20 protein-coding genes are annotated in these 19,952 nt (G+C 66.6%); 11 read left to right on the top strand and 9 right to left on the bottom strand.

The features are described 5' to 3' along the window. Nucleotides 1–87 precede the first annotated feature (87 nt). A complete protein-coding gene (frc, locus tag MFF01_RS19065) occupies nt 88–1,338 on the bottom strand; it encodes a formyl-CoA transferase (RefSeq protein ID WP_238227769.1) in 1,251 nt (416 codons plus the stop codon). Between the two features lie 113 nt (nt 1,339–1,451). Further along, a complete protein-coding gene (locus MFF01_RS19060) occupies nt 1,452–1,901 on the bottom strand; it encodes a PAS domain-containing protein (RefSeq protein WP_238227768.1) in 450 nt (149 codons plus the stop codon). A gap of 215 nt (nt 1,902–2,116) precedes the next feature. Between MFF01_RS19060 and MFF01_RS19055 the strand changes: the two genes are divergently transcribed. The 3 genes from MFF01_RS19055 to MFF01_RS19045 are packed head-to-tail and all read left to right on the top strand — an operon-like array spanning nt 2,117 to nt 3,800. After that, the gene (locus MFF01_RS19055; RefSeq protein WP_238227767.1) at nt 2,117–2,647 is read left to right on the top strand and encodes an OsmC family protein; all 531 of its coding nucleotides are present in this window, start codon (nt 2,117–2,119) and stop codon (nt 2,645–2,647) included. A gap of 23 nt (nt 2,648–2,670) precedes the next feature. Beyond that, on the top strand, nt 2,671–3,048 hold the full coding sequence (locus MFF01_RS19050; RefSeq protein ID WP_238227766.1) for a YybH family protein: 378 nt from the start codon (nt 2,671–2,673) through the stop codon (nt 3,046–3,048). Beyond that, the gene (locus tag MFF01_RS19045) at nt 3,045–3,800 is read left to right on the top strand and encodes an alpha/beta hydrolase (RefSeq protein ID WP_238227765.1); all 756 of its coding nucleotides are present in this window, start codon (nt 3,045–3,047) and stop codon (nt 3,798–3,800) included. The genes MFF01_RS19050 and MFF01_RS19045 overlap by 4 nt, the downstream gene beginning before the upstream one ends. On the opposite strand, the gene MFF01_RS19040 is transcribed toward MFF01_RS19045, so the two are convergent. The 3 genes from MFF01_RS19040 to oxlT form a co-directional block, all read right to left on the bottom strand. After that, the gene (locus tag MFF01_RS19040; RefSeq protein WP_373319813.1) at nt 3,751–4,062 is read right to left on the bottom strand and encodes a hypothetical protein; all 312 of its coding nucleotides are present in this window, start codon (nt 4,060–4,062) and stop codon (nt 3,751–3,753) included. The genes MFF01_RS19045 and MFF01_RS19040 overlap by 50 nt on opposite strands. A gap of 23 nt (nt 4,063–4,085) precedes the next feature. After that, on the bottom strand, nt 4,086–5,306 hold the full coding sequence (zigA, locus tag MFF01_RS19035) for a zinc metallochaperone GTPase ZigA (RefSeq protein WP_238227763.1): 1,221 nt from the start codon (nt 5,304–5,306) through the stop codon (nt 4,086–4,088). Between the two features lie 153 nt (nt 5,307–5,459). Further along, a complete protein-coding gene (oxlT, locus tag MFF01_RS19030; protein WP_238227761.1) occupies nt 5,460–6,776 on the bottom strand; it encodes an oxalate/formate MFS antiporter in 1,317 nt (438 codons plus the stop codon). A 424-nt stretch (nt 6,777–7,200) separates the two neighbouring features. Between oxlT and MFF01_RS19025 the strand changes: the two genes are divergently transcribed. From MFF01_RS19025 to MFF01_RS18995, 7 genes are all read left to right on the top strand, one after another. Then, nucleotides 7,201–7,614 (top strand): CBS domain-containing protein, encoded by a 414-nt coding sequence (locus MFF01_RS19025; RefSeq protein ID WP_238227760.1) that lies wholly within the window; start codon nt 7,201–7,203, stop codon nt 7,612–7,614. A 297-nt stretch (nt 7,615–7,911) separates the two neighbouring features. Then, on the top strand, nt 7,912–8,193 hold the full coding sequence (locus MFF01_RS19020; RefSeq protein ID WP_238227759.1) for a hypothetical protein: 282 nt from the start codon (nt 7,912–7,914) through the stop codon (nt 8,191–8,193). A 189-nt stretch (nt 8,194–8,382) separates the two neighbouring features. Further along, nucleotides 8,383–9,315, top strand: coding sequence for a ubiquinol oxidase subunit II (locus MFF01_RS19015; protein WP_238227758.1), 933 nt, complete (start codon nt 8,383–8,385; stop codon nt 9,313–9,315). Continuing rightward, nucleotides 9,312–11,396, top strand: coding sequence for a cbb3-type cytochrome c oxidase subunit I (locus MFF01_RS19010; protein WP_238227757.1), 2,085 nt, complete (start codon nt 9,312–9,314; stop codon nt 11,394–11,396). Before MFF01_RS19015 ends, MFF01_RS19010 begins: the two co-directional genes overlap by 4 nt. Then, the gene (locus MFF01_RS19005; protein ID WP_238227756.1) at nt 11,393–12,019 is read left to right on the top strand and encodes a cytochrome c oxidase subunit 3; all 627 of its coding nucleotides are present in this window, start codon (nt 11,393–11,395) and stop codon (nt 12,017–12,019) included. Before MFF01_RS19010 ends, MFF01_RS19005 begins: the two co-directional genes overlap by 4 nt. Beyond that, nucleotides 12,016–12,330, top strand: a complete 315-nt coding sequence (locus tag MFF01_RS19000; RefSeq protein ID WP_238227755.1) for a cytochrome o ubiquinol oxidase subunit IV — start codon at nt 12,016–12,018, stop codon at nt 12,328–12,330. Before MFF01_RS19005 ends, MFF01_RS19000 begins: the two co-directional genes overlap by 4 nt. Nucleotides 12,331–12,727: 397 nt before the next feature. Next, entirely contained in the window at nt 12,728–12,889 is a 162-nt protein-coding gene (locus MFF01_RS18995) for a hypothetical protein (RefSeq protein WP_238227753.1), read from the top strand. Nucleotides 12,890–12,904: 15 nt separating this feature from the next. On the opposite strand, the gene frc (MFF01_RS18990) is transcribed toward MFF01_RS18995, so the two are convergent. Both frc (MFF01_RS18990) and oxc read right to left on the bottom strand, forming a co-directional pair. Beyond that, nucleotides 12,905–14,179 carry a formyl-CoA transferase gene (gene frc / locus MFF01_RS18990; RefSeq protein ID WP_238227751.1) on the bottom strand — a complete coding sequence of 425 codons (1,275 nt, stop codon included), beginning with the start codon at nt 14,177–14,179 and terminating at the stop codon, nt 12,905–12,907. 312 nt (nt 14,180–14,491) lie between these two features. Continuing rightward, nucleotides 14,492–16,237, bottom strand: coding sequence for an oxalyl-CoA decarboxylase (oxc, locus tag MFF01_RS18985; RefSeq protein ID WP_238227749.1), 1,746 nt, complete (start codon nt 16,235–16,237; stop codon nt 14,492–14,494). A gap of 428 nt (nt 16,238–16,665) precedes the next feature. Between oxc and MFF01_RS18980 the strand changes: the two genes are divergently transcribed. Then, the gene (locus tag MFF01_RS18980) at nt 16,666–17,343 is read left to right on the top strand and encodes a GntR family transcriptional regulator (RefSeq protein ID WP_238227747.1); all 678 of its coding nucleotides are present in this window, start codon (nt 16,666–16,668) and stop codon (nt 17,341–17,343) included. A 6-nt stretch (nt 17,344–17,349) separates the two neighbouring features. On the opposite strand, the gene MFF01_RS18975 is transcribed toward MFF01_RS18980, so the two are convergent. Together MFF01_RS18975 and MFF01_RS18970 are read right to left on the bottom strand one after the other, a co-directional pair. Further along, nucleotides 17,350–18,288, bottom strand: coding sequence for a GGDEF domain-containing protein (locus MFF01_RS18975; RefSeq protein WP_238227746.1), 939 nt, complete (start codon nt 18,286–18,288; stop codon nt 17,350–17,352). A 376-nt stretch (nt 18,289–18,664) separates the two neighbouring features. Beyond that, a complete protein-coding gene (locus MFF01_RS18970; RefSeq protein ID WP_238227745.1) occupies nt 18,665–19,558 on the bottom strand; it encodes a transporter in 894 nt (297 codons plus the stop codon). Between the last annotated feature and the right edge of the window lie 394 nt (nt 19,559–19,952).

Genomic DNA, 19,952 nt, shown 5'->3' with positions numbered 1-19,952 from the left:
GGCTCGATGCCTCTGGGCCGGCATTCCTGCAACGCGGGACGGCGCGCCCCCGAGGGCGCGCCGCTTCGCATGTGGCCGAGGCCGGCCTCAGACCGCGCGGGCCTGGTGCAGGTGCTCGATCTGCTGCTGGGTGTAGCCGAGGTCGAGGAGCACCTCGTCGGTGTGCTCGCCGAGCAGCGGCGAGGCCTTGATCTCGACGCTCATGTCCGAGAACTTGATCGGGCTTCCCACCGTCAGGTACGAGCCGAGCTTCGGATGCGGCACCTCCACGACGGTGCCGCTCGCCCGCAGGGACGGATCGACGGACAGCTCCTTCATCGACAGGACCGGTGCGCACGGGATGTCGTAGGTGCGCAGGATGTCGACGGCCTCGAACTTGGTCTTGTCGGAGAGCCACGTCTCGATGATGGCGAAGATGTCGAAGATCTTGTCCTGGCGGGCGAGCGCGGTGTTGTAGGCGGGATCGTCGATCCACTCCTCGCGGCCGAGCACCTTGCAGATCGGCGCCCAGGCGTGACCCTGGATGGTGAAGTAGATGTAGGCGTTGGGGTCCGTCTCCCAGCCCTTGCACTTCAGCACCCAGCCGGGCTGGCCGCCGCCGCCGGCGTTGCCGCCGCGCGGCACCACGTCGGAGAACGTGCCGTGGGGGTACTGCGGATATTCCTCGAGGTAGCCGATGGCATCGAGGCGCTGCTGGTCACGCAGCTTCACCCGGCAGAGGTTGAGCACCGAATCCTGCATCGAAACCGCGACCTTCTGGCCGGTGCCGGTCTTGTTCTTCTGGTGCAGCGCCGTGAGGATGCCGATGGCGAGATGCATACCGGTGTTAGAATCACCCAGCGCGGCGGCGCTGACGGTGGGCGGGCCGTCCCAGAAGCCCGTGGTGGAGGCGGCACCGCCGGCGCATTGCGCCACGTTCTCGTAGACCTTCAGGTCCTCGTAGTGGTGCCCGTCGGAGAAGCCCTTCACCGAGGCGAGGATCATGCCCGGGTTGAGCTCTTGGATGCGGGCCCAGGAGAAGCCCATGCGGTCCAGCGCCCCGGGGCCGAAATTCTCCACCATGACGTCGGATTGCTTGATCAGCGTCTCCAACACTTCCTTGCCCTCGGGGGTCTTGGTGTCGAGGGTGAGCGAACGCTTGTTGGAATTCAGCATGGTGAAGTAGAGCGCGTCGGCATCGGCGACATGGCGAAGCTGTGTGCGGGTAACGTCACCGGCGCCGGGCCGCTCGACCTTGATCACATCGGCGCCGAACCAGGCAAGCAACTGCGTGCAGGCAGGGCCGGCCTGGACGTGGGTGAAATCGATGATCTTGATGCCCTCGAGCGGCTTCGTCATGACGGCGTTCTCCCGTTTGGATCGGTTGCGAAATCTCGGTGCGGTCCGCTTGGCGCGGGCTCTGCTGTTGGCCGTGAGGCGTCCAGCCCCGGAGGGCCGTGTCGACCGCGCCTTCAGGGGGCGCGGGATTCGAGTTCGGCGAGGCGGCGGCGCAGGTCGCGCTCCTCCGTCCAGCGACGGGTCTCGTCGCGGATGACGGCGACGATGCCCGTCACCGCGCCGTCGGGGCCGTGCAGCATCGCCACCGTGAAGGCGATGGAGAGCGCGCTGCCGTCCTTGTGGACCGCCGGGACCCGCAGCACGTCGGCACCGTACTTGGTGACCCCCGTCCGCATGGTCTCGAAGTAGCCGTCCCAGTGGCGCCGGCGCTGGCGCTCCGGGGTGATGATGTCGAGGGATTGGCCCAAGGCCTCTCCCGCGGCGTGGCCGAAGATCCGCGTCGCGGCCGCGTTCCAGACCACGATGGCGCCGGACGGATCCGACACCACCACGGCATCCCCGAGGCCCGCCACCAGGGCGGCGAAGTCGATGGGCGGGGACGTGGCGGTACCGCTGTCCGCCATGGCTCAGTGCGCTCGGCCGATGAATTTGCTGCAGAGCGGTAAAGTCCTTCGCAAGTGCAGCGAAGACAGTTTGGCTTGGAACTCGGGGATGTCCTCGTGCAAGGTCGCTTCCTCCGTGCAGTCGGTCGCCGTTCACCCCCTAGAGTGCGCGACGAAGAGCTTGTCGGGTGTGACGAGGACTTGCTTTTTCTGTCCACCCGTTGTTGGTATTTGGTATGCCAAGCATTTCCGACTGTCAACAGACCTCGACGCTTCACGACGGGGATGGCGCCCCGGCGAACCCCGCCGTCCTCGACACGGCCGTCGGGCGGGGCCCGGGCATCCGCATCACCCAGGACGCGGCCTATCGCTTCACGGTGGATTTCGGCGACCTCGTTGCGGGGCTCGCCGTCGACGAGGCACCGCCGGCGGGGGAGGGGGCCGGACCATGCCCGGAACAGCTCCTCGTGGCGGCGGTGTCGAACTGCCTGTGCGCCAGCCTCGTCTTCGCCCTCGGCAAATTCCGACAGGATGCGCAGGGGGTGCGGGCGGACGCCCATTGCCAAATCGTGCGCAACGCGGCCGGGCGCCTGCGCATCGGCGGGATCGAGGTCGCCATCGCCCTCGGCCAGCCCGCCGAAAACCTGCCGCGCCTCGACCGGGTCCTCGAACAGTTCGAGCGTTTCTGCACCGTGTCGCAGAGTGTTGAGTCCGGCATTCCCGTTTCCGTTTCCGTCGCCGACGCGACAGGACGGCGCCTGCGTTGAGTTCCCCCAAGGAGATGTCCGCGATGTCCGAGACCGACCGCAGCCCCGCCGACGCGCCCGAAGATCTGGCAGCCCTGTTCAATGCCCGCGCAAATGCGGGCGATGTCGAGGGGTTGGTGGCCCTCTACGAACCGGACGCGGTCCTGGCTGTCGGCGCCGTCGTCGCCACGGGGCACGCCGAGATCCGGGCGTTCTATGCCGATCTCCTGGCCCGCAAGTCCGAGTTTCCCGCTGCCGAGACCCTGCCGGCCCTGCGCGCCGGGGCGCTGGCCCTCACCTTCGCGCGTCTGCCGAACGGAGTCGTCTCCGTGGAGGCGGCGCGGCGCCAGCCCGATGGCCATTGGTTGTGGGCCATCGACCAGCTCAAGATCAAACCCCTGACACCCCCGAAGGCGTCATGACGGAGGCGGTTCCTCTGCCGCCGGAACTCACCGGCCGCCTGGGCTTCGCCCATCGCCTGCCCATGGCCGCTCCCCTGCCGCCGGGGCGTCAGGCGCTCGGCCTGTTCGAGACCCGCGACGCCGTGCTGGTGGTGCCGGACGGCCTCGTGCCCGGCCACCCCGTGCCCCTGGTGGTGCTGTTCCACGGCGGCGGCGGCAGCGCCGAGCGGATCCTCCCGATGCTGGAGGCGCACGCCCTGGCCGAACGCTTCCTGCTCCTGGCGCCGCAATCCCTGTTCCCGACCTGGGATCTAGTCATCGGTGGCCACGGCCCCGATCGCGAGCGCCTGTCCCTGGCCCTGGCGGCGGTACAGGCGCGCTTTCCCCTCGATCCGGCCCACCTCGTCTTTGCCGGGCATTCGGACGGTGGCAGCTACGCCCTGTCGCTCGGCCTCGCCAACGGCGACGTGGTCACCCACATCGTCGCGTCGTCGGCCGGGTTCCTGTCGGTGCATGCCCAAGTCGGGGCGCCGCGCCTCTTCGTGTCCCACGGGACCCGCGACGAGCAGATCCCCATCGACCGCAGCGCCCGGATTCACGTCACCCAATTGCGCGCCGCCGGCTACGCGGTCGAAAGCGTAGAATACGACGGCCCGCACGCCTACCGGCCGGAGGTGGTGGCCCAGGCGGTGGCCTTCGCCCTGGACCGGGATTCCGACGGAATCATGCCTTCGGCGGGTGTCGGGCAGAGCCCGAACTATTCTCAAGGGTGAAGCCGGACCGCGCGTCCTCCGCCTGCACCCCAGCGAGGTCGTCGGCCATCACGGTCTCGAGGGGCCGGGCGATCCGGTAGGCCCGCGTCGGTTCACCCTCCCGCATCACCAGCACCAGGGTCTCGCGGTCGGGGCAGCACGCCTCCGCACAGGCGATTTCGTTGACCGAGACGGCATCGGCCTCAGTCAGGCCGAGGCGGGCGACGAGGTCGGCCTTGATGGCCGCGATCCGCGCCGAGCGGGCGGCGTTCCGGACTCGCAAGTCCGCTCGGCTCACGAACCCCATCAGGCCGCGCCGCGCTGCCAGACGGGGAACGGATCGGGCAGATGCTGGAACGCCTCCGGATCGAACCGCCGGGGCGCCTCCGGGCCGACGAGGCAGGCGTCGAGGGCCGCCGTGATGGCGTCGCGGTCCAGCCCCGAGCCGATGAACACGAGTTCCTGGCGCCGGTCGCCCCAGACCTCGCTCCACACATCTTGCATCCGCTCGGCGAACACGTCGGCCTCGGGCCAGCGGGCGCGCGGCACGGCGGCCCACCAGAAGCCCATTGCGCCGACCTTGGCGACGGCCCCGGCCAGGGAGAACTCGCCGACCCAGTTCGGCCGCGTCGCCAGCCAGAAATGGCCTTTAGCGCGGATGAGGCCCGGCCAGGTGGCGTGAACGAAGCGGTCGAATCGTTCGGGGTCGAACGGGCGGCGCGCCCGGTAGACGAAGGAGGCGATGCCGTACTCCTCCGTCTCCGGCACGTGTTCGTGGGCGCCGTAGAGTTCCTTGAACCACAGGGGATGCGCTTGCGCTTTCTCCTCGTCGAACAGGCCGGTGTTCAGGATCAGGTCGGGGGCGACGCGGCCCTGCGTCGCCTCGACGATGCGGGCATCGGCGTTCAGGCCCCGCACGACGGAGCGCACCAGGGCGAGGTGCTCGGGCGAGACGTCGGCCGCCTTGTTGATCACCACGACATCGGCGAATTCGATCTGCTCCACGAGGAGATCGACGAGGGTGCGGGTGTCCTCCTCCCCCGCAGTCTCGCCGCGCTCGCGCAAAAAGTCCTCGGAGCCGTAATCGCGCAGGAGGTTCAGGGCATCCACCACCGTCACCATGGTGTCGAGGCGGGCGACATCCGCGAGCGATTGCCTGTCCTCGTCGCGGAACGAGAAGGTGCTGGCCACCGGCAGGGGCTCGGCGATGCCCGTGCCCTCGATGAGCAGGTAGTCGAACCGGCCCTCGCCGCAGAGGCGGCGCACTTCCGCCAGGAGGTCGTCCCGCAGGGTGCAGCAGATGCACCCATTGGTCATCTCCACGAGGCGCTCGTCCGTGCGCGACAGGTCGGCGCCCCCGGTTCGCACGAGGTCGGCGTCGATGTTCACCTCGCTCATGTCGTTGACGATGACGGCGACGCGGCGGCCCTCGCGGTTGTTCAGGACGTGATTGAGAAGGGTGGTCTTTCCCGCGCCGAGGAACCCGGTGAGAACGGTCACCGGAAGGCGGGCATCGGGGCTCTGCATCGGTAATCTACCCACAAATTGTCATGATATAACATTTCTAGCCAACCGGCTTCGCGGGCTCGTGTCAACTGCCGACAGGGCGGGGCGGGGCGCAAACGCGAATGGGGCCGGACTTGCGTCCGGCCCCATGAGGATCATGCCGTGGTGTGGGCGTCAGGCGGTGACGATGCGGGGCGCCTGGACGGTCTCGGGGGCGAGCTGCGCCTCGGCCACGACCCGCTTGCGCCAGGGCTTGAGCACCGCGATGGCGAGGATCGAGGCGAGCATGTTGGCGCCGGCCGCGACGAGGAACACGCCGTCCCAGCTTCCCGTGGCCTGCTGGAGGTAGTTCGCCACCGGCACCAGCAGGGCGGCGGTGCCCTTGGCGGTGTAGAGCAGGCCGGCATTGGTGGCGGCGAACTTGGTGCCGAAGGTGTCGGTGCAGGTCGAGGGGAACAGGGAGTAGATCTCACCCCAGGCGAAGAACACGAACCCGGAGAGCAGGACGAACCACAGGGGATCGTGACCCCAGAGGTAGAGCATGTAGATGCCGAAGCCTTCCATGGCGAAGGCGATGAACATGGTGTTCTCGCGGCCGATCTTGTCCGAGACCCAGCCGAAGAACGGACGGGTGAGACCGTTGAGCACCCGGTCGATGGTGGCCGCGAAGGTGATCGCCACCATGGTGATGCCCATGATCGTCACCGGTACTTTATCGACACCGATATCGGAGGCGATGGGCTTGAGGTTGGCGGTGATCATGAGGCCGCCGGCGCCGACGATGACGAACATGAAGTACATCAGCCAGAAGATCGGCTGACGGGCGACCTGACCCGGGGTGTAGTTGCGCCGGGTCTGGATGACGTTGGTGTTGGCGATGGCGTCCGGAACCTGGCCCTTCTTCGGCGAGGTGAAGAAGAACGCCAGGATGACGACGACGAGGCCCTGGCCGAGGCCGAAGTTGAAGAACGCGGCCTGGAAGCCCTGATCGGCGATCATCCACTGGATCGGGGCGACGGTGAGGGCCGAGCCGGCGCCGAAGCCGGCGGCGATGATGCCGGCGGCAAGACCGCGCTTGTCCGGGAACCACTTGAGGGCCGAGCCGACGCAGGTGCCGTAGACCGCGCCCGCGCCGATGCCGGCGACGACCTGCCCGAGGTAGAACATGTTGAGCGTCGTGGCGTAGGAGTTGATGACCCACCCGATGGCGCAGAGCACGCCGCCGAACAGCACCACGACGCGCGGGCCGTACTTGTCGACGAACCAGCCTTCGACGGGGACGAGCCAGGTCTCGAACAGGACGAACAGGGTGAAGGCCCACTGGATGGCAGCCCGGTCGAAGCCGAACTTCTTCTGGATGTCGGGGACGAAGAACGTCCAGCCGTACTGAAGGTTGGCGATCATCACCATGCAGATGACGCCGATAACGAGCTGACCCCAGCGATACCCATCGCCGACGCGCCCGACTTGACTTGGTTCGACCCTGGTCATGACCGTCCTCCCATTGTTCTGGTGTCGAAAGAGAGGCGCGTTCGACGGATCTCCGTCGTCGCGCTTGGTGGGCACCGTCGCCGGTACCAACTGGTATCTGGCATACCAGGGTTGCTCGGCACGTGGGCGTCGTCAAGAGTAATCCTGAGACAATTCGATTTTGCGCCGCACCATGTCTTGCTGAGAAGGCGGATCCACTGGCGAAATCTCTGTATGATCCGATGGAGTTAGTAGAGGCTTGAATTGAGGCTCGACCGCATCGCCGGCGTGAGACCCCATCCCCGCTCGTGCCAAACCCGGTGAACCGGAAGCATGATGCAGATTGATGCAGCTTGCCGAAAAAATCGCCGGCCACCCATGGCGTTTTCCATAGGTATTGTGCATACCAGGGGGATTAAAGCGGTTCCGCGGGAGGTTCGAGGCCATGGCAGTCGACGATACGACCCGGCACCGGACAACTTTGCAATACATCCGCATGGACCGCTCCGTACGCGATGCCGTGCGGCTCCTGGCACAGCCCGGCACCGACGCCCTGGTGGTGATCGACGGGCGACGCGAGGGGGAGGGGGCCATCATTGGCCTCGTGACCGAGCGTGACGTCTTTCGGGCCCTGACGGTGCGGGGCCTCGACACGCTCGACGCCTTGGTCTGGACCCTCGCAAAGGACGATTTCGCCACCGTCGCCGTGGAATCCGGCCCGGCGGAGCGCTTGGCGGCCTTCTGCGCCCACCGGACCGACCAGATCGCGGTGATGGACGGGTTCGCCCTGCGTTCGGTCCAGAGTATCTGGGACTGCCTCGCCCTGCCGCCAGGGCAGACAGCCGCCGCCGCGCCCTGACGATGAGGTCGGGCCACTCCGACGGTCGAGGTTTCGCGCGGCGATCGTGCGTCCGGAAGATCGAATTCAGGTTTCAGCGCGGGGGTGAATGTAATTCATCGCTCACGCTCGGGTCCTTGTCGCAGAATGACTTACCCAAGGATGCCGTGTTGACCCGTTCGCGATTCGAATTCACAACTGAGTTGCAGATCACGGATCGGTGATCGCACAACGGGCGGGACGACCGGCCGGGACGACGCTGCCCCGCGCGAGGGCAGGATACGAAGGCGGGCGCACGGCTCGCGAAGGGGAAACACCATGCGCTATCTCGCGATCCTCGAATGTCCCGTGATTTTCAGCGGCGAGAACGCCTACGGCATGACGAGCATGGACATGTGTCCCTCCGTCGGCATCGCGCGCGGCCTCATCAGCCGTCACGTGAAGGTGGTGGATGCGCGGGTCATCGTCGTCAGCATCTGGGAGAGCGAGTTCTGCGCCCGGTTGTTCTTCGATGCGGCCTGGACCGAGAAGGCTCGCACCCTGTGGGACGACAGCTACCAGCTGCGCCTCGACGCCATCGAAGAGGCCCGCGTCGCCTGAACCGGTCGCCCCCTCCCGGCTCCCAGACGCCCGGACGAGCCGGGGGCGGTCTTCGACGGAAACGTTTCGTTTTAATCCCCCGACGGCGCGCGACGTTGTCGCTGGTACTCCGTCCACGGTTGCCCGGCGCGGCCACGCGTGTATTGCGATTCCCCGCTGCCCGATTGAACCGGATGGCGAGGAGTCGGCGTGCCCGAATGTAGCCTGATCGACCGTCTGTCTGCTCGGGTCCGCCGTCGGAGTTTTCGGAAGCGCAGCCCTTCGCTGGCCTCGACCCGCCGCTGCCTGGCGACCGCGATCGCCGCGACACCGCTCGCATTCGTCGGCGGCTGCGACGTCTTGAGGCTCGGGGTCGCCAATCCCGCCGGGCCGGTGGCGGAGGCCCAGTGGCACCTCCTGCTCATCGTCGGCGCCGTGCTGTTCTTCGTCGCGGCGCCGGTGCTGATCCTGACCCCGATCATCGCCTGGCACTACCGGCTCGGCAAGAAGGGCAACGTCTACCGCCCGACCTGGACCTTCTCCTGGCCCCTCGAGGGTCTGATCTGGATCCCGCCCACCGGCATCGTCGTCGGCCTCGGCTTCGTGCTCTGGCACTACACCATCGCCCTCGATCCCTACCGTCCGCTTCCCTCGACGCAGCCCGCCCTCGAGGTGCAGGCCGTGGCGCTCGATTGGAAGTGGCTGTTCATCTACCCCGACCAGGGGGCGGCGGCCGTAAACCAGATGGCGATTCCCGTGGGGCGCCCGGTCCATGTCAGCCTGACGAGTGGCACGGTGATGCAATCACTGCTGATCCCCCAACTCGCCGGGCAGATCTACGCCATGGCGGGGATGACGACCCAGCTCAACTTCGCGGCGAATCGGCCCGGCACCTTTCGGGGTCAGAACACCCAGTTCAACGGCCTTGGGTTCCAGAATCAGAAATTCGAGGTTCTGGCCATGCCGCCCGATGCGTTCGAGGCGTGGGTCGCGCGCGCGCGCGCCACGGCCCGGCCCCTCGACCCGGCCGCCCTCGACGGGCTCATGCAGAAATCCGTGCCGCCGGAGCCGATCCTGTACTCGTCCGTGCCGCCGGACCTGTTCCAGACCTTCATCGCCCGCACGCAGGAACCGTCCCGATGACCGAGCCCCTGTGGCCCGCCCTGCTCGGCCGCTTCGGCTGGCAGGACCTGCCCTTCGTTCGCGCCTGGGCCGACCCGAGCCTCAGCGAGATCATCGGCGCGGGAGCCGGCGCCCTCGTGGTCGTCGGCGGCCTCGCGGTCGTGGTCCTCATCACCTGGCTCGGTCGCTGGGGCTACCTGTGGCGGGAATGGTTCACGAGCCTCGACCACAAGAGGATCGGCATCCTGTACGTGGTGATCGCGTTCACGATGCTGTCGCGTGCCCTCGTCGAGGCGGTCCTCATGCGGATGCAGCAGGCGGCGGCGATCAATGCGCCGGGCTTCATCGCGCCCGACCATTTCGCGCAGCTGTTCACCACGCACGGCAGCATCATGATCTTCTTCATGGCGATGCCGTTCCTCACGGGCGCGATCAACTACGTCATGCCGCTCCAGATCGGCGCCCGCGACGTGGCGTTCCCCCTCCTCAACGCCGTGAGCCTGTGGCTGACGGCCGGCGCCGCCGGCCTGATGATGGTGTCCCTCGTCATCGGCCGCTTCTCAACCGGCGGCTGGACCGGATACCCGCCCTACACCGAACTCGCCTTCAGCCCCGATGTCGGGCCCGATTACTGGATCTGGGCGGTGACGCTCGGCTCCATTGGCACCACCCTGTCGGGCCTCAACTTCGCGGTGACGATCTACAAGCTGCGCTGCCCCGGCATGACCCTGATGCGGATGCCGATGTTCGTCTGGACCTCGCTCTGCACGTCGATCCTCATGATCTTCGCCATGCCGCCGCTCACCGTGGCGACGGCCCTCCTGGCGCTGGACCGCTACCTCGGGTTCCACTTCTTCACGAACGACCTCGGCGGCAACATGATGAACTACGCCAACCTGATCTGGCTGTTCGGTCATCCCGAGGTCTACATCCTCATCCTGCCGGCCTTCGGCGTCTATTCCGAGGTGATCGCAACCTTCTCCTCGAAGGAGCTCTACGGCTACACCTCGCTCGTCATCGCCACCATGGCCATCGCGGTTTTGTCCTTCACGGTGTGGGTGCACCACTTCTTCACCATGGGGCAGAGCGCCAACATCAACGCCGTGTTCGGCATCGCCACGATGACCATCGGCCTGCCCACGGGGGTGAAGATCTACGACTGGATCTGGACGATGTTCCGCGGTCGGGTCCGGTTCTCGGTGTCGATGCTCTATTCCCTCGCCTTCATGATGACCTTCGTGCTCGGCGGCCTCACGGGCATCATTCTGGCGTTCCCGCCCCTCGACTACCTCGTGCACAATACCCTGTTCCTCGTCGCCCACTTCCACAACATGCTGATTCCGGGCCTGCTCTACGGCATGCTCGCGGGCTATCATTACTGGTTCCCGAAGGCGTTCGGCTTCCGCCTCGACGAGAAATGGGGGCGGATCTCGTTCGGCTGCTGGGTGGTGGGGTTCTACCTCGCCTTCATGCCGCTCTACGTGCTGGGGGCCGGCGGCATGACGCGCCGCTCGCAGGCGGTGTTCGAGCCGGCGTTCCGGCCCTGGCTGTACGTCGCCGGTGTCGGCGCCCTGGTGCTGCTGTCCGCCCTCGCGTCCCTGTTCGTTCAGCTCTTGGTCAGCATCCGGAACCGCGAGGCCAACCGCGTGCCCGTCGGCGATCCCTGGAATGCCGGCGGCCTGGAATGGTCCATCGCCGCCCCGCCGCCCGAGTACAACTTCGCCGTGATCCCCACCGTGAACGACCGCGATCCCTTCCACGGCGACAAGGCCGACGGCGATCCCTATGCGCCGCCAAAACGCTACGAGGCCATTGCGATGCCGGCCAACAGCATGACCGGTCCGGCCCTCGGCGGGCTGGGCGCCGTCACGGCCTTCGGCCTCGTCTGGCACATGTGGTGGCTGGCCGGCTTCGGCCTCGCAGCCGGCATCGCCACGATCGTCGCCCGCAGCTTCGTGCGGGACCTGCACCGCACCATCCCGGCGGCGGAGGTCGCGCGCATCGACCGCCACTGGCGCCGGGACATCCGAAAGGCCAAGCCCGTCGGCCGAGCCGTCGAGGGAACTCGCGCCAACCGCGGTCTCGCCGAGGTGGAGGCATGAGCGCCACGGAAGGAGCTCATCCGGGGCTCAACATCGCGCATCCGCACGCGCAGGCGCAGGAAGAGACCGAAACGGCCCTGTTCGGGTTCTGGGTCTTCCTCATGAGTGACGCCGTGATCTTCGCGCTCCTGTTCGCGACCTACGGCGTGATGTTGCCCGCCACCGTCGGCGGGCCGACGCCCGCGACCGTGTACGAGATCGGGCCGGCCTTCCTGGAGACCCTGATCCTGCTCACCAGCAGCTTCACGTTCGGGCTGGCGTCGATCGCGATGAAGCATGACGCCCCCCGCCGCCGGATACTCGGCTGGATGGGTGCGACCCTCGTCCTTGGCCTCGCCTTCCTCGCCCTCGAGGTCCGGGACTTCATGACGATGTTTGCGCAAGGCGCGATACCGATGCGCAGCGGCTACCTGTCGTCGTTCTTCGCCCTGGTACCCCTGCACGGCCTCCATGTCGCCGCCGGCTGCCTATGGCTCGTGGTGATGATGGCGCAGGTCGTGGTGTTCGGCCTCGACGGGCGGGTCCGGATCAACACCCTGCGTCTCGGCCTGTTCTGGCATTTCCTCGACATCATCTGGATCGCCCTGTTTTCCGTAGTTTATCTCCAGGGGCTGATCCGATGACCTCTTCGAAAGCCGACGCGGCCCGCGAGGTCCGCAGCTACGCCATCGGTTATCTCCTTGCCCTGCTCCTGACCGGCTTCGCCTTCGGCGCGGTGTACTGGCGGGTCGCCTCGGCCACGACGACGTTCGGGATCGTCCTCGGGCTCGGGCTGGTGCAAATGGTCGTGCACTTCCGCTTCTTCCTGCACATCACCCTGGGCAAGTCGTCACGCGCCGACCTTCAGCTCATCCTGTTCTCGACGCTGATCATCGCCCTGATGGTGTCTGGAACCCTCGTGATCCTGTTCAACCTGCACCATCGCATGATGTGAGGCCGTCTCCGGTCGGCCTCCGCGAAGGGCCGGAGTTCGCGCATCGCCGGGGGATGAGCGGTCCTGTGATGCGGAGACTGTCCCGCCCGCGTCGGCGCTGAATCATTCCGGTACGCGACGGCTCTCAGTGAGATCCCGAGCCGTCGAGGGCCTTTGCCCTGTCTGGCTAAGCTCGATGCGCCTGCCCGGATGGCCGAATGTGCGGCCCTCGGAACAAGGTCCCCGACCGTGCCGCGGACGCGTACGACCTCCTGCCTCACGGGTCGGAGCGCCGATCCGTGCCACGTCGCGGCGCGAGCCATGCTTACGAAGCAGGACTGGTGTTTGGAATGTGGTATTTCAATTCGCACTGCACCATGGCAAAGAGGCGATGCAACATCGCCAGAGGGGACCCAAGATGCTCACCACCGTCATCGTCTCGACCGTCAGCCTGATCGCCCTTCAGGTTCTGCTCGTCGTCAAGGCCGCCGACCGGCTTTCGCCGCAGTCCGGCGTTCGCGCCACCGACGATCGCGCCGCCTCGGCCACGACCGCCGGACGCTTCGCCGGAATCGCCTAAAACTCCGTATCGACGCTACTCGGCGGCGATCCCCACGGGGGCGCCGATGGCACCGGACCGAGCGAGCGCCTCGCATTCGGCCGGTGAATAGCCGAGGACATCGCGAAGAATCTCGTCCGTGTGCTCGCCGAGCAGGGGCGAGCGCGTCACCTCGGTCGGGCTCGCCGAGAGCTTGATCGGATTGCCGACGGTGAGGTAGGGCCCCCGCGTCGGGTGATCCACCTCCACCACCGTCCCGGCCGCGCGCAGGCCCTGATCCTCGGCGATCTCCTTCATGGAGAGGATTGGCCCGCACGGGATGTGCAGGGCGTTGAGGGCCGCCATCGCCTCGAACTTGGTCCGGGCCATGGTCCAGGCCTCGATGCGGGTGAAGATCTCGTTGAGGTGCGGCAGGCGGGCCTTGGCGGTGGCGTAGTCCGGATGCGTCTTCCAGTCCGGCTCACCGATGATGTCGCAGATCTTCTCCCAGACCGGACCTTGGGTGATGAAGTACAGGTAGGCGTTGGGGTCGGTTTCCCAGCCCTTGCACTTCAGGATGCGCCCCGGCTGGCCGCCGCCGGAATCGTTCCCCGCGCGGGGCACCGCGTCCCCGAACGGAATGCCCTCGCCGAACTGGCTGTATTCCCGCAACGGCCCGCGCTCCAGGCGCTGCTGGTCTCGCAGCTTGACCCGACAGAGATTGAGCACGGCGTCCTGCATGGCGCAGTCGACCCGCTGGCCGAGGCCCGAATGGGTGCGCTGGTAGAGGGCGGTGACGATGCCCAGCGCCAGATGCAGGCCCGTGCCGGAATCGCCGATCTGCGCCCCCGTCACCATGGGCGTGCCCGTGCGGAACCCGGTGGTGGACGCAGCCCCCCCGACGCACTGGGCGACGTTCTCGTAGACCTTGCACTCCGAGTAATCCCCCGGTCCGAACCCCTTCACGGAGGCTAGGATCATGCGCGGGTTGGCGGCGTGGATCGTCTCCCAGGTCAGTCCCATCCGGGCCAGCGCCCCGGGGGCGAAGTTCTCCACCAGCACGTCGCATTCGGCGATGAGCCGCCACAGCACCTTGATGCCCTCGGGCGTCTTGGTGTCGAGGGTGATGGAGCGCTTGTTGTGGTTCAGCATGGTGAAGTACAGGCTGTCGGCGCCCGGAACGTCCTGAAGCTGATCCCGCGTCGCGTCCCCGGCGCCGGGGCGCTCGACCTTGATCACGTCCGCCCCGAACCAAGCGAGAAGCTGCGTGCAGCTCGGGCCCGACTGGACGTGGGTGAAATCGAGGATCTTGATGCCTTGGAGCGCTTGCATGGTCTCACCGCAAAGTGGGGGCGATCCTGCGTGGCAGATCGCGGCGTTAAGACGGGCTGCTCTACGGGGCGCTACGGCCTCGACCTCAAGGCTCGTCAGCGTAGAGCCCCTCTCACCGCTTGCGGGGAGAGGGCTTTGCCGACCCTGTCGTCGGCTAAGCGAAGCGGCAGCCGAGGGTGAGGGGAGACTACGGAGGAGGCTCTTCCGGGACCTCACCCTCGCCCTTCGGGCTTACGCCGAACCCGGCGAGGGGGTCGGCCCCCTCTCCCCGCAAGCGGGGAGAGGGGGAAGCGTCCATGCGCTCCGAGTCGATCACGCCGGCTTCTTGCGCACCGTGCTCTGCGGGTTGAGGCTGCCGATGTTGCCGCTTTCCGTGCCGGCCTGCGGATCGATGACCGCGTTGATGAGGGTCGGGCGGCCGGAATCCATCGCAGCGTTCACGGCCTGCGAGAGTTCGTCGGGCGTCGTCACGTTGACGCCGACCCCGCCGAACGCCTCCATCATCCGGTCGTAGCGCGCGTCGCGCACGAACACCGTGGTGGCCGGGTCGCGGCCCGTCGGATCGGTGTCGGTGCCGCGATAGATGCCGTTGTTGTTGAACACCACGATGCAGATCGGCAGGTCGTACCGGCAGATCGTCTCCACCTCCATGCCGGAGAAGCCGAAGGCCGAGTCGCCCTCCACGGCCAGCACCGGGTGGCCGGTCTCGACGGCGGCCGCGATGGCGTATCCCATGCCGATACCCATGATGCCCCAGGTGCCGACATCGAGGCGCTTGCGCGGCTTGTGCATGTCGATGATGCCCCGCGCCAGATCGAGGGTGTTGGCGCCCTCGTTGACCAGGATCGCGTCGGGCCGCTCGGCCATGATGGTCTTGAGGGCGCCGAGTGCCCCGTGGAAATCCATGGGGGCGGCGTTCTTGCGCAGCTTGTTCGCCATCTTGGCGAGGTTCTCGTCGCGCTTGGCTTGAATTGCGTCGGTCCAGGCGGCGGGCGGGGCGGCCCAGTCCTTGCCCATGCCCTCCAGGAGGGCTCCGACGCAGGAAGCGATGTCGCCCACCACGGGCGCCACGATCTCGACGTTGGAGTCCATCTCGCGCGGCTCGATGTCGATCTGGATGAACTTCTTCGAGCCGGGCGCCCCCCAGGTCTTGCCCTTGCCGTGCGATAGGAGCCAGTTCAGGCGCGCGCCCACCAGCAGCACGACGTCGGCGTCCTTCAGCACCAGGGAGCGGGCCGCGCCCGCCGACTGGGGGTGGGTGTCGGGCAGCAGGCCCTTGGCCATGCTCATGGGCACATAGGGGATGCCGCTGCGCTCGACGAGCTCGCGAATCGCGTCGTCGGCCTGGGCATAGGCCGCGCCCTTGCCCAGCACGATGAGGGGACGCTTGGCGCTCTTCAGGACATCGAGGGCCCGCTTGATGGCATCGGGGGCGGGGAGCTGCGCCGGGGCCGCGTCGATCACCTTCACCAGGGACTTGGCGCCGGCCTCCGCCTCCATCACCTGGGAGAACAGCTTGGCCGGCAGGTCGAGATAGACGCCGCCGGGACGGCCCGACACGGCGGCACGGATCGCGCGGGCGACGGCGATGCCGATATCGGCGGCGTGGAGCACCCGGAACGCCGCCTTGCACAGGGGCTTGGCGATGGCGAGCTGGTCCATCTCCTCGTAGTCGCCCTGCTGCAGATCGACGATCTCGCGCTCGGACGAGCCCGAGATCAGGATCATCGGGAAGCAGTTGGTGGTGGCGTTGGCGAGCGCCGTGAGGCCGTTGAGGAAGCCGGGGGCCGAGACCGTGAGGCAAATGCCGGGCTTCTGGGTGAGGAAGCCCGCGATGGCGGCGGCGTTGCCGGCGTGCTGCTCGTGGCGGAACGAGATCACCCGCATGCCGGCGGCTTGGGCGAGGCGCCCGAGATCCGTGATCGGGATGCCCGGGACACCGTAGATCGTCTCGATGCCGTTGAGCTTGAGGGCGTCGATGACGAGGTGGAACCCGTCCGTCATCTCCGGCTCGGCGGTGGGAAGCTCCTCGACGATGCGCTGGGCCACGGCGTGCATGGGTGTCCTCCTGGGATTGTTTTCTCGGGGGCCGAACCCTTGCGGTTCGGTCGCGTTTGCGCAGGCCCATACGCCGCGCGACGTGAGCCGCGGGGGACGGGATGACAGCGCCGATGGCGTCGGCGTCGAAATGGGACGGCGTCTGGCGCGAACTGCTTCGCTCTCGTTTGCCAGTTCGAGAAAGTTGGCATACCAAATACCAGTCGTCAAGCGACGGTGGTCTTCCCGGCACGCGTCGTCACCGCGCCGCGACGAGACATGAATTTCACGGCAGGGGATCCATTCGTTGTGCCCTGCTCGGGACACAGGACGCCCAAGCCGTGCAAGTTCTTGTCTCACAAAGTCGAATTTGCCATGGTCATGCCATGGTGGCTTGGCCGGTGAGTGCCACGTCCACGTAGTCCGGTGCGCAAGTGGTCAAGTCCGACATGTTCCACGTCAAACCCATCGCGGCGACTTCGAGCTTACGGGCCCTGGCCTACGAAGCGTTGAAGGAGGCCATCACCAACATGAACATCTACGACCGGAAGGACGAGGTCCGTCTGGACGAGCGGAAGTTGTCTTTAAATCTTGGTGTCAGCCGCACGCCCGTGCGCGAGGCCCTCACGGTGTTGGAGCAGGAGGGCTTCGTGCGCTTCGAGGCGCGGCGTGGCGTGTTCGTGATCAAGAAGACGAAGAGCGAGATCGTCGCCATGATCCAGGCCTGGTCGGCCCTGGAGAGCATGGCCGCGCGCCTCGCCTGTACGCGGGCGACGGACGAGCAGCTCGCCTGCCTGCGCGAGCATTTCCCGGAATTCTACGAGGGCCGCCCCTCCGACCATCTCGACGAGTATTCGGACGCCAACATCCGCTTCCACCAAAAGATCATTTCGCTCGGCCAGTGCGACGTGATCCGCGACATCACGAGCAATCTGCTCATGCATGTGCGCGGCATCCGCAACGCGGCGATGCGACAGGGCGACCGCGCAGCCAATTCCATCAAGGAGCATGTGGCGATCATCGAGGCTCTGGAGGCCCGCAACGCCGAGCTCGCGGAACGTCTCGTGCGCGAGCACGGGCTCGGCCTCGCGCGCCACGTCGAGATGTACGGCGACTACCTCGACTGAGGGGCCTTACGGGACGTCGGCGAGGACCGTCGTGCCGACGACTCGGTTCCGGCCGAGGTGCTTGGCCCGGTAGAGGGCCTTGTCCACCGCCCGCAGGAGGTCGATGGGCCGCATCCCTCCCGCTCCCGTGGTGGCGACACCGAAGCTCGCCGTGAGATGATCGGCGACCGGCGATCCGGTGTGCGGAACCGAGAGGCCAGCGATGGCCACACGGGCACCTTCGGCTGAGGCGAGTGCTTCGGCATGGTTCGTGACGGGCAGGATGCAGGCGAACTCCTCACCGCCGAAGCGGGCCGTGAGGCAGGCTTTGCCCATCGACCGTTCCAGGGTCGTCGCAATGATGCGGAGGGCGTCGTCGCCGACGACGTGGCCGTAGGTGTCGTTCAGGGCCTTGAACGCATCGACATCGAGGAGGATCAGGGACAGGGGTACCCCCGAGCGCCCGTGCCGCTCCATTTCCCGGCCGAGAACCGTATCGAAGTGCCGGCGATTCGCTACGCCCGTAAGCGAATCGGTGATGCTCATCCGGTAAATCGTCTCATTCAGATCGCGCAGTTCCCGGTCGAGGCGTCGTCGTTCGGTGACGTCCCGGATGATGGCGCAATTGAAGCGGCGCCCTTCGTACTCGACGAAGTTCACCGTGACCTCGATGGTAATGTCGAGGCCAGATTTAGAGGTGTTCACCGTCTCGAAGATGAAGGACTTCCGCTCGACGACATCGTCCCAGTGAGCGCGCCAGCGTGCCTCGTCGAAGAGTGGATCGACCTCCCACACGTGCATGCGGGAGAGTTCTTCGGCCGTGTAGCCGAGCAGTTTCGTCGCTGCGGGATTGACGAAGACATAACGGCCCGTCTCATCGAGCCAGATGACCATGTCGGCGAGTTTCTCGACGGTCACCTGGGTCAGCATCAGCCGATAGGCGTCGCCCGCCGCATCCCCCGTCATCGTCGGCCCGGCCTTTCCGTCCCTTTATTGCCGTGCAGCATTGGGCGAGAGACCGGGAAGAGTCTATCCCGGATCGCTTCGGCGGTGCCCAGCGACGGGTTTGCGGCGCTGGGAGGCTCGGCGATCGGACCCAGCCAACGATCAGACGGATCACGGTCCGGCCGTTCCGATGAAGCGAAGGCGACAGGCGCGCTCGAATGGATCGCCGGGTGATCCCGATTGGACCGGGTGCGAAACGTCGACGAGCGTCGCATGGCGCCCTCTCTCGGCAGGGCGGGCGCTGCGTGCGCAAGCTGTGGGGCGTGCGAAGTCCGATCCGCGACCTCGATCGAACTTTCCTCGTCCGATCGGAGTGGCGAATCGGCTTCGATGCAGCTCAGCGCGTGGCGAGGCGGGCGGGACCGGTAACGGACGGCGAGGGGGCGGCCGAGTTCGTGCTCTCCTTGTAGATCGGCACGATGACGCGCAGCCAGCCGCGGGTTTCGCGGCCCGCGTAATTGCGCTCGACCACATCCTGGGTGACATAGGCCTGGAGGTTCACCGGCCCGAAATTGTAGCCGACGAGGCCGCCCACGGCGATCTGCCCCTGTTGGCGGTAGCCCGGAAACCGCGTCGGGAGGTCGGTGGACGCGAAGGCGACGGGGCCGATCTCCCACTTGCCGAACTTCTTCGTCGCCGTGAGGTCGAGGTTGAGATAGTCGGGATAGACCGTGCCCTGGGGCGAGATCGGGTCGATGTAGATGCCGTAGAGGAGATTGGCCGTGAGGTTCAGGCCGTCGCCCGAATAGGTCGCCGCGAAGCGATGGCTGAGTGAGGCGTTCTGGATCAGGAATCGGGTCTCGATGGGATGGTAGCCGCCGAATAGGTAGCTCACGCCGAAATTCTCGCCGAGCTTCCAGGCGAGCTGCGCCGCGATGAGGGGCACGCCGATGCCACTCTGATAAGGCGCGCCGCGCACGCTCGATGCCACGACGGGCTGGGTGGTAGCGAGGTTCAGGCGTGCCCCGAACAGGGTCCAGGGGGTGGCCCACAGGAAGGTCGGCAGATTGATGTTGGATTCGGAATCGAGGGGCCGGGTGTCGCGCACGCCGAAGCTCGATGTGTTCACGAAGTAGAGGCCGACGGGAAGCTGCGCCCCCACGGGCAGGCCGATGGTCTGGCCGGGTTGCGCCGCCGAGGCAGCCTGGGCTCGACTCGAGCCGAGGGCGACGGTGCTTACGAGGAGAGCCGCTCCGAGCCGGCAGCCCGTCGTCAGGATTCGTCCGATCATTCGTCGCCTTTCGGGGGCCGTCCGCTGCGCGGATTGCGCAGCGTCCGAACCAGCCCCCGCAGGTGTTGACGTCCGAGACGATGGATCCAATGCACCTGTTTAGGCGACGAACAGCCGGGTGTGGTGCCGGAGCAACACTAGCCGTAGCAGAGGGGAGCTTCTATCCGAGGTCGAGGCACCGATCGATGACGTTTAATGTCGTTTCTATTGGATGTCTTACGATGGGATCATCATTCGATGCAATTGACTAAGGAGTATTTCGGCCATCCCAAGTCGATTATATAGATTTTCTGCCATTGAATTTAGGACGCGAGAACAAGCATTGTGCAATTGATATCTCTCCTGTGTCTGCGCCTTTATCCGATCGCATTAACCATTGTTTTGAGGTTGGGTG

Origin of the sequence: Methylobacterium adhaesivum, from assembly GCF_022179065.1 — a bacterium.
Lineage (GTDB): Bacteria > Pseudomonadota > Alphaproteobacteria > Rhizobiales > Beijerinckiaceae > Methylobacterium > Methylobacterium adhaesivum.
The sequence above is the reverse complement of the archived record's forward strand: the minus strand, read 5'-3'. Positions and strand labels throughout refer to the sequence as shown.

What these genes read in the sequence shown, in the direction of transcription:
- frc (WP_238227769.1), bottom strand. Translation starts at nt 1,338, where the DNA reads ATGACGAAGCCGCTCGAGGGCATCAAGATCATCGATTTCACCCACGTC.
- MFF01_RS19060 (WP_238227768.1), bottom strand. Translation starts at nt 1,901, where the DNA reads ATGGCGGACAGCGGTACCGCCACGTCCCCGCCCATCGACTTCGCCGCC.
- MFF01_RS19055 (WP_238227767.1), top strand. Translation starts at nt 2,117, where the DNA reads ATGCCAAGCATTTCCGACTGTCAACAGACCTCGACGCTTCACGACGGG.
- MFF01_RS19050 (WP_238227766.1), top strand. Translation starts at nt 2,671, where the DNA reads ATGTCCGAGACCGACCGCAGCCCCGCCGACGCGCCCGAAGATCTGGCA.
- MFF01_RS19045 (WP_238227765.1), top strand. Translation starts at nt 3,045, where the DNA reads ATGACGGAGGCGGTTCCTCTGCCGCCGGAACTCACCGGCCGCCTGGGC.
- zigA (WP_238227763.1), bottom strand. Translation starts at nt 5,306, where the DNA reads ATGCAGAGCCCCGATGCCCGCCTTCCGGTGACCGTTCTCACCGGGTTC.
- oxlT (WP_238227761.1), bottom strand. Translation starts at nt 6,776, where the DNA reads ATGACCAGGGTCGAACCAAGTCAAGTCGGGCGCGTCGGCGATGGGTAT.
- MFF01_RS19025 (WP_238227760.1), top strand. Translation starts at nt 7,201, where the DNA reads ATGGCAGTCGACGATACGACCCGGCACCGGACAACTTTGCAATACATC.
- MFF01_RS19020 (WP_238227759.1), top strand. Translation starts at nt 7,912, where the DNA reads ATGCGCTATCTCGCGATCCTCGAATGTCCCGTGATTTTCAGCGGCGAG.
- MFF01_RS19010 (WP_238227757.1), top strand. Translation starts at nt 9,312, where the DNA reads ATGACCGAGCCCCTGTGGCCCGCCCTGCTCGGCCGCTTCGGCTGGCAG.
- MFF01_RS19005 (WP_238227756.1), top strand. Translation starts at nt 11,393, where the DNA reads ATGAGCGCCACGGAAGGAGCTCATCCGGGGCTCAACATCGCGCATCCG.
- MFF01_RS19000 (WP_238227755.1), top strand. Translation starts at nt 12,016, where the DNA reads ATGACCTCTTCGAAAGCCGACGCGGCCCGCGAGGTCCGCAGCTACGCC.
- MFF01_RS18995 (WP_238227753.1), top strand. Translation starts at nt 12,728, where the DNA reads ATGCTCACCACCGTCATCGTCTCGACCGTCAGCCTGATCGCCCTTCAG.
- frc (WP_238227751.1), bottom strand. Translation starts at nt 14,179, where the DNA reads ATGCAAGCGCTCCAAGGCATCAAGATCCTCGATTTCACCCACGTCCAG.
- oxc (WP_238227749.1), bottom strand. Translation starts at nt 16,237, where the DNA reads ATGCACGCCGTGGCCCAGCGCATCGTCGAGGAGCTTCCCACCGCCGAG.
- MFF01_RS18980 (WP_238227747.1), top strand. Translation starts at nt 16,666, where the DNA reads ATGTTCCACGTCAAACCCATCGCGGCGACTTCGAGCTTACGGGCCCTG.
- MFF01_RS18975 (WP_238227746.1), bottom strand. Translation starts at nt 18,288, where the DNA reads ATGACGGGGGATGCGGCGGGCGACGCCTATCGGCTGATGCTGACCCAG.
- MFF01_RS18970 (WP_238227745.1), bottom strand. Translation starts at nt 19,558, where the DNA reads ATGATCGGACGAATCCTGACGACGGGCTGCCGGCTCGGAGCGGCTCTC.